6 protein-coding genes are annotated in these 6,000 nt (G+C 57.9%); 2 read left to right on the top strand and 4 right to left on the bottom strand.

Annotated elements, in window-relative coordinates:
* Positions 1–207: 207 nt before the first annotated feature.
* Entirely contained in the window at positions 208–1,125 is a 918-nt protein-coding gene (locus Q7W83_RS10635; RefSeq protein ID WP_473655986.1) for a LysR family transcriptional regulator, read from the bottom strand.
* A gap of 115 nt (positions 1,126–1,240) precedes the next feature.
* Here Q7W83_RS10635 and Q7W83_RS10640 point away from each other — a divergent pair, with 115 nt between their 5' ends.
* On the top strand, positions 1,241–2,434 hold the full coding sequence (locus tag Q7W83_RS10640; protein ID WP_458377304.1) for a serine hydrolase domain-containing protein: 1,194 nt from the start codon (positions 1,241–1,243) through the stop codon (positions 2,432–2,434).
* A complete protein-coding gene (locus Q7W83_RS10645) occupies positions 2,431–3,621 on the top strand; it encodes an MFS transporter (RefSeq protein ID WP_473655987.1) in 1,191 nt (396 codons plus the stop codon). The genes Q7W83_RS10640 and Q7W83_RS10645 overlap by 4 nt, the downstream gene beginning before the upstream one ends.
* A gap of 516 nt (positions 3,622–4,137) precedes the next feature.
* On the opposite strand, the gene Q7W83_RS10650 is transcribed toward Q7W83_RS10645, so the two are convergent.
* The 3 genes from Q7W83_RS10650 to Q7W83_RS10660 all read right to left on the bottom strand — a co-directional run bounded on the left by Q7W83_RS10650 (position 4,138) and on the right by Q7W83_RS10660 (position 5,744).
* A complete protein-coding gene (locus tag Q7W83_RS10650; RefSeq protein ID WP_473655988.1) occupies positions 4,138–4,563 on the bottom strand; it encodes a hypothetical protein in 426 nt (141 codons plus the stop codon).
* A 69-nt stretch (positions 4,564–4,632) separates the two neighbouring features.
* A complete protein-coding gene (locus Q7W83_RS10655) occupies positions 4,633–5,079 on the bottom strand; it encodes an NUDIX hydrolase (protein ID WP_473655989.1) in 447 nt (148 codons plus the stop codon).
* A 116-nt stretch (positions 5,080–5,195) separates the two neighbouring features.
* Entirely contained in the window at positions 5,196–5,744 is a 549-nt protein-coding gene (locus tag Q7W83_RS10660; RefSeq protein ID WP_007946335.1) for a cupin domain-containing protein, read from the bottom strand.
* Positions 5,745–6,000: the final 256 nt, after the last annotated feature.

Below are 6,000 nucleotides of genomic sequence, written 5' to 3' on the forward strand. Positions count from 1 at the left end.
TCTGTAGCCTTTCCAGATAGGCAGCAATCGGCCCAGAGTGTGTAAAAACGTTTTTCAGCGAGATTGGAAACAAATCAGGGCTTAAAATCGCGCATCTACGCAAAATTCAGGTCTGCCAACCAGCCGATAAACTTCAGATTTCACATAGAAGCGCAGACTTCGATTTTGACTAAGCGTTTTTACACACTCTGGGCCGATAGTGGACGTTTAGAGTAGTGAAAATAAATCCGTCCCCTTTCTCCCCGGAAAAACCCGGGCGCAGAGGAAGTCGACGAATACCCGCACCTTGGGAGAAGGGTGTTTACTGGAAGGCCAGAGTAAATGAAACTCGCCATTGCGCTCTGTGTGCTCTGGCAAAACGGTCCACAGCTGCCCCTCGGTCAGCGCCTGCCTCACGGAGAACTCCGGCAGATAGGCGATGCCCAGTCCCCGCAAGGCAAAGCATAAACGGGTTTCGATGGTGTTGCAGATCATCGAAATGGGCAAGGATAACTCGGGCTCCTCAGCAGTACGACGCAAGGCCCAGGTTTCCAGCTTGCCACTATTGGGGAAACGGTAGTGCAAGCAGCTGTGCTGCAGCAGATCGGTTGGTACCTTTGGCGTACCACGCGCTGCCAGGTAGTCCGGCGAGGCGACCAGCAACGAACGGAATGAACCGAGCTTACGCGCCGATAAACGCGAATCCGTAGGCACGCCGGTTCTGACCACGACGTCGAAACCTTCCTCGATCACATCGACCAGGCGGTCGCTGAAGTCCAGGTCCAATTCAATGGCCGGGTACTCACGCATGAAGTCGCCGAGCACCGGATGTACCAGCGAACTTACCAAGGGCAGGCTGACCCTCAAGCGTCCACGTGGAGCGACGCTGGCTTGCGACAGTTCCAGTTGAGCCGCCTCGATTTCTGCCAGAATCCGACGGCTGCGCTCCAGAAACAGCATGCCTTCGGCAGTCGGCGTGACGCTGCGCGTGCTGCGGTGAAACAGGCGAACACCGAGCTTCTCTTCCAGCCGCGCCACGCTCTTGCCGATGGCAGACGCCGACACCCCCAGCATTCGGCCGGCCGCAACGAAACTGCGATTTTCAGCGACCTGCACAAACACCACAAAGCCATTCAAGCTGTCCATGCTGCCCTCCATTGCGGATATTCTGCTCCGCATAAAATGGAACTCTACCCCAGTTTTTCTTTAATCCTAGACTTTCTATCGTGGCGGGGTTCTCCACTCTCAGAAGGAACTGCGCATGACCCTCCCCGAAATCGCTTTATCCACGGGCACGCTTTCACGTCAATTGTCCGCGCGCATTGAAGCAACGGTCCAGCAAGCGCTGGAGCAGCAGCGACTGGTTGGCGCGGTAGTATTGGTGGCCCGCGATGGCGAGTTGGTCCATCGCCAGGCGGCCGGTTGGGCCGACCGCGAGAAGCGGTTGCCGATGAGCGTAGAGGCGGTGTTTCGCTTGGCATCGGTCAGCAAACCTATTGTCTCGACGGCGGCCCTGGTGTTGGTAGCGCAAAGCCGTCTCGGTCTGGATGACAGCGTTGAGCGGTGGTTGCCCGAGTTTCGGCCACAGTTGGCTGATGGACGTGCTGCCCGCATCACGGTGCGGCATTTGCTTAGTCACACGGCGGGGCTTGGCTATCGCTTTTTAGAAGCCGATGGGCATGGCCCCTATGCACAGGCCGGTGTCTCGGATGGTATGGATGCGTCCACCGTCAGCCTCACCGAGAACCTGAGCCGCATCGCCAGCGTGCCGCTGCTGTACGAGCCCGGCACGGCCTGGGGCTATTCGGTGGCAACCGATGTACTAGGGGCGGTGATTCAGCGGGTGCAGGGCGAGCAACTGGCTGATGCGGTGCGCCAGCTCGTGACTGATCCGCTGCGCATGACCGATACTGGCTTTGCCGCGCTGGACCCATCGCGCGTGCCTACCGCCTACGTCAGTGCGACTCCCGAGCCCCATGCGCTGGCCGAAGGCGAAATCGTTTCGCCGTTCGAGGGGGCGATCGGCATCCCGTTCAGCCCCGCCCGCATCTTCAACCCGCAGGCGTTTGCGTCGGGTGGTGCCGGCATGGCCGGAACAGCCGAGGACTTCCTGCGCCTCCTTGAAACGTTGCGTCGCGGCGGCGGTGAGCTGCTGCCCACGGCACTCGTCGAGGAGATGGCACGCGATCAAACCGGCGGCCGGGAATTGCCCGCTGCTCCGGGGTTCGGCTTTGGTTTGGGGTTCTCGATACTGCGCGATCCGGCCTTGGCGGTCACCCCCGAGTCGCCAGGCACCTGGCGTTGGGGTGGCGCCTATGGCCATTCGTGGTGTGTGGATCGACAGCAGAAGCTGAGTGTCGTCGCCTTCACCAACACGTTGTACGAGGGCATGTCGGGACGGTTCGTAACCGACCTGCGTGACGCGGTATACGGCGTCGCGGAGCTAGGCCAATGAACTCGGAAGTGCAGGATCGCATGCCTTATGCACCCTTGTTGGCGCTGGCAATGGCCGCCTTCATCACCATCCTTACCGAAGCACTGCCGGCTGGTCTGCTGCCGCAGATGGCACAGGGGCTAGCCGTCTCCGAGGCGTGGGTCGGGCAAACCGTCACCGCCTATGCCATTGGATCGCTAATGGCCGCCATGCCGTTAACGGCGGCCACACAAGGATTTCGTCGCCGTCCCTTGCTACTCGCTGCCATCGCCGGCTTTGCCATTGCCAACACGGTCACGACGTTTTCGACCAGCTTCACGTTGACGATCGCGGCGCGCTTTCTGGCCGGGGTTGCGGCGGGGCTATTGTGGGCGTTATTGGCCGGCTATGCCGCGCGCCTGGTGCCCGAACACCGCAAAGGCCGCGCCATCGCGATTGCGATGATGGGCACACCCCTGGCGCTCTCGTTGGGCATCCCGGCCGGAACCTTTCTGGGCAACGTCCTGGGATGGCGCATGTGCTTCGGCATCATGAGCCTGCTGGCCGTGCTGCTGATGGCATGGGTGCGCTTCAACGTGCCGGACTTCGCCGGAAAGGCTGAACAAAAACGTCTGTCGCTGCGCTATGTATTCACACTGTGGGGCATTCGCCCCGTGCTCTTCGTGGTACTGGCGTTCGTCCTTGCGCACAACATTCTCTACACCTACATCGCCCCGTTTCTGCAAGTGGCCGGCCTGGGGGCGCAGACGGATGTAGTACTGCTAGTCTTCGGAATCACATCGCTGCTGGGAATCTGGATTGTTGGGCTGTTAATCGACCAGTACCTGCGCGCGCTGACCCTGGCGAGTACCGCATTGTTTGGCATTTCAGCGATGGTGCTGGGTATAGCAGCCACCGAACCTGTTGCCGTTTTCGTAGCGATTGGCGCGTGGGGATTAGCCTTTGGCGGTGCCGCAACGTTGTTTCAAACGGCATTGGTCCGAACTGCTGGCGACGCGTCAGATGTCGCACAATCCATGCTCGTGACTGCTTGGAACATCGCAATAGCTGGCGGGGGCATTGTGGGAGGTCTGCTACTCGACCGACTCGGCGTAGAAGCATTCCCTCCTGCACTACTGGTGCTGTTGGTGGCCACGCTGATGGTGACGTGGTCGGCCAAGTTGCGCGGGTTTCCCGTGGTGCAGGGGGTGAAATCCGATGCAATTTGAATGTGCTGAAGTGGTAGCAGGCAGCGGCGAACCTCGTTAACAGCGCATCCCAAAGCTTTTGGACGGAAGTGGACCGGCATGACAGCTATCGCCAACCTTTGCCGCGTGGTTCGAACAGGTCTGCATAGCCCCTTGAGTAGTGTCTGTACGAGATCTGCAATCCATACCCAGTGTCCGCTTCTGGCCGATTCTGTTGAAAAAGTCGGCCATGGTTTACGCGTCAGAAAGTACGCGTCCGAGATTGAAAATCTTTACTTTTTGCAGGGGCTTCCGGACTCGGATTTCACGTAGCAGCGTGTAAAAAAGGCGTTTTCACCACTCAATGATCAGGCAGTTTGGGCAGACCGACTTTTTCAACAGAATCGGCCGATTTCTGCCCGTCGCCACCGGCAGCAGTAGGCAGCTCTCTCCTGACCATGGTTACTAAGTGTGCTGGTCTAATCTGATGCAATCGGTGGTCAGATCGAATGCAAACGAGTGGTCAAGTGGAGTGCAGTTTCGCAATTAACCATTCAATCAGCGTTTATAGCTCTCACACTCATTGCGCACATCCGCATTGTCAATACTTGCGCAACTACCACTACCTGTTTTGGCTTCGCACAATAAGCGCTGGTCATGGTTATCGATACTGTTACACCCGCCATGGCCCGTCTCAGCATTGCAGGTACGGCGAAGGTCGGCGTTGTCGATGGTCTCGCAGTTACCACCGCCTTTCTTGGCTTCGCAGTATCTGCGCTGGTCAGCGTTGTCGATGGTGTTACAGGTGCCGCCGCTGGTTTCTGCTTCGCAGGCACGGCGAAGGTCGGCGTTGTCGATAGTGGCGCAGCTACCGCCGTTAGTCCTTGCTTCGCAGAGTCGGCGCTGATCACTGTCATTGATGGTGGAACAACCGGCGTAGGCGTAACCGCTAAGCATCAACAACACCGCAATAATGACTCTCATCTCGTTCTTCCATGATTTGTCAGGAAACAGCCTGACGCTGATTGCTCCGGGATTATTGGGTGCCGGGCGTCAGTCCAGCAGTGCTACCTTATTCAGCAATTCGTGAAGCCCTTCAGGAACCAACGGCGCGTCCTCAGTAAAACTTGCCCACGGAAGCCACTTCGCGACGAAGGCCGCGCCATCGCTTTCTTGAGCATTCAAGTGCGACAACTCATAGACACCGGCATCCACAAACTTCGCATCGTAGACCTGCACGATTTCGTGCCCTGGCGTGCCGTTATACGTAAAGAGACTTTCAAGCGTGCCAAGCAAGCGAACATCGGTGATGGGCAAACCGAGTTCTTCCTGTACTTCACGCACAATGGCTTGGGCACTGGTTTCGCCGAATTCGATACCGCCACCGATCGGACGGAAGAATGGCTTTTCAGTGATGGGGTCGCGAGCTTCGTTGACCAATATCTTGCCATCGTGATGGAAGATGCAGAGTGCTAGAGCGCGGATGCGTTGCGTGGTCATGATGTGAAGTCCATTTACTTTGATAAATCGCTGTAGCCGCTGCCTCAATTCGACATTGGTGTTGGCTGCGGACGCAGCCTTTGGCACCGGCTACAGGCTGGCGTCCGTAGCTGAAATCAAAAGTTCGCCGGAGTGTTGGCGCTGATGATTTCCGCTTCATCCTGGCCAATATTGCGAAACTTGTGCGGCAACGTCGTCGGAAAGTAATACCCATCCCCGGCATTAAGCACACTGATCTGCCCATCAACCGTCAACTCAACCGTTCCCCGCGTCACCAACCCACACTCCTCGCCTTCCGAGTGCACAATCGGCTCTTCCCCCGAACTCGCCCCAGGCGCGTACTGCTCGCGCAGCAAGCGCATCTGCCGACTTGGCACCGAAGCGCCAATCAACAGCAACCGCAACCCATGACGCCCGAGATCCGGCTGTTCATTGGCGCGGAATACATATTGATGCTCACGCGGTGGTTGGTCGAAGGTGAAGAAGTCCGCCAGAGACATGGGGATGCCTTCGAGCAGTTTTTTCAGGGAGCTGACGGAGGGACTGACGCGATTCTGTTCGATCAGGGAGATGGTGGCATTGGTGACGCCGCTACGCCGGGCCAGCTCGCGCTGGGAGAGTTTGTAGCTTTCGCGTACTAGTTTGAGTCGTGAGCCCGTGTCCATGACAGCCTTATGCGAGGAAAACTTAAGGGTTATGGGGGTGGATGGCGGGCGACTTTTGGCCGCGAAAGTACCGCTTCCCTGTCCCAGGATTGTGAAAGGCGGGTATTAAATCACGTTTGGGGGTGTTGCTCAGCAGGTTCGATGAATGGCTGGAAAAAAGGCTGTAGACCCGATGCCAGTCTGTTCGGATGCAGAACCTGTGGGAGCGAGCTTGCTCGCGATGAGGGCAGCACATTCAACATTGATGTCGGCTGAC

The sequence above is a fragment of the Pseudomonas sp. 300 genome (assembly GCF_055803035.1).

Coding starts and splice junctions, on each gene's coding strand:
- Q7W83_RS10645 (WP_473655987.1), top strand. CDS start 2,431: ATGAACTCGGAAGTGCAGGATCGCATGCCTTATGCACCCTTGTTGGCG.
- Q7W83_RS10660 (WP_007946335.1), bottom strand. CDS start 5,744: ATGGACACGGGCTCACGACTCAAACTAGTACGCGAAAGCTACAAACTC.
- Q7W83_RS10640 (WP_458377304.1), top strand. CDS start 1,241: ATGACCCTCCCCGAAATCGCTTTATCCACGGGCACGCTTTCACGTCAA.
- Q7W83_RS10655 (WP_473655989.1), bottom strand. CDS start 5,079: ATGACCACGCAACGCATCCGCGCTCTAGCACTCTGCATCTTCCATCAC.
- Q7W83_RS10650 (WP_473655988.1), bottom strand. CDS start 4,563: ATGAGAGTCATTATTGCGGTGTTGTTGATGCTTAGCGGTTACGCCTAC.
- Q7W83_RS10635 (WP_473655986.1), bottom strand. CDS start 1,125: ATGGACAGCTTGAATGGCTTTGTGGTGTTTGTGCAGGTCGCTGAAAAT.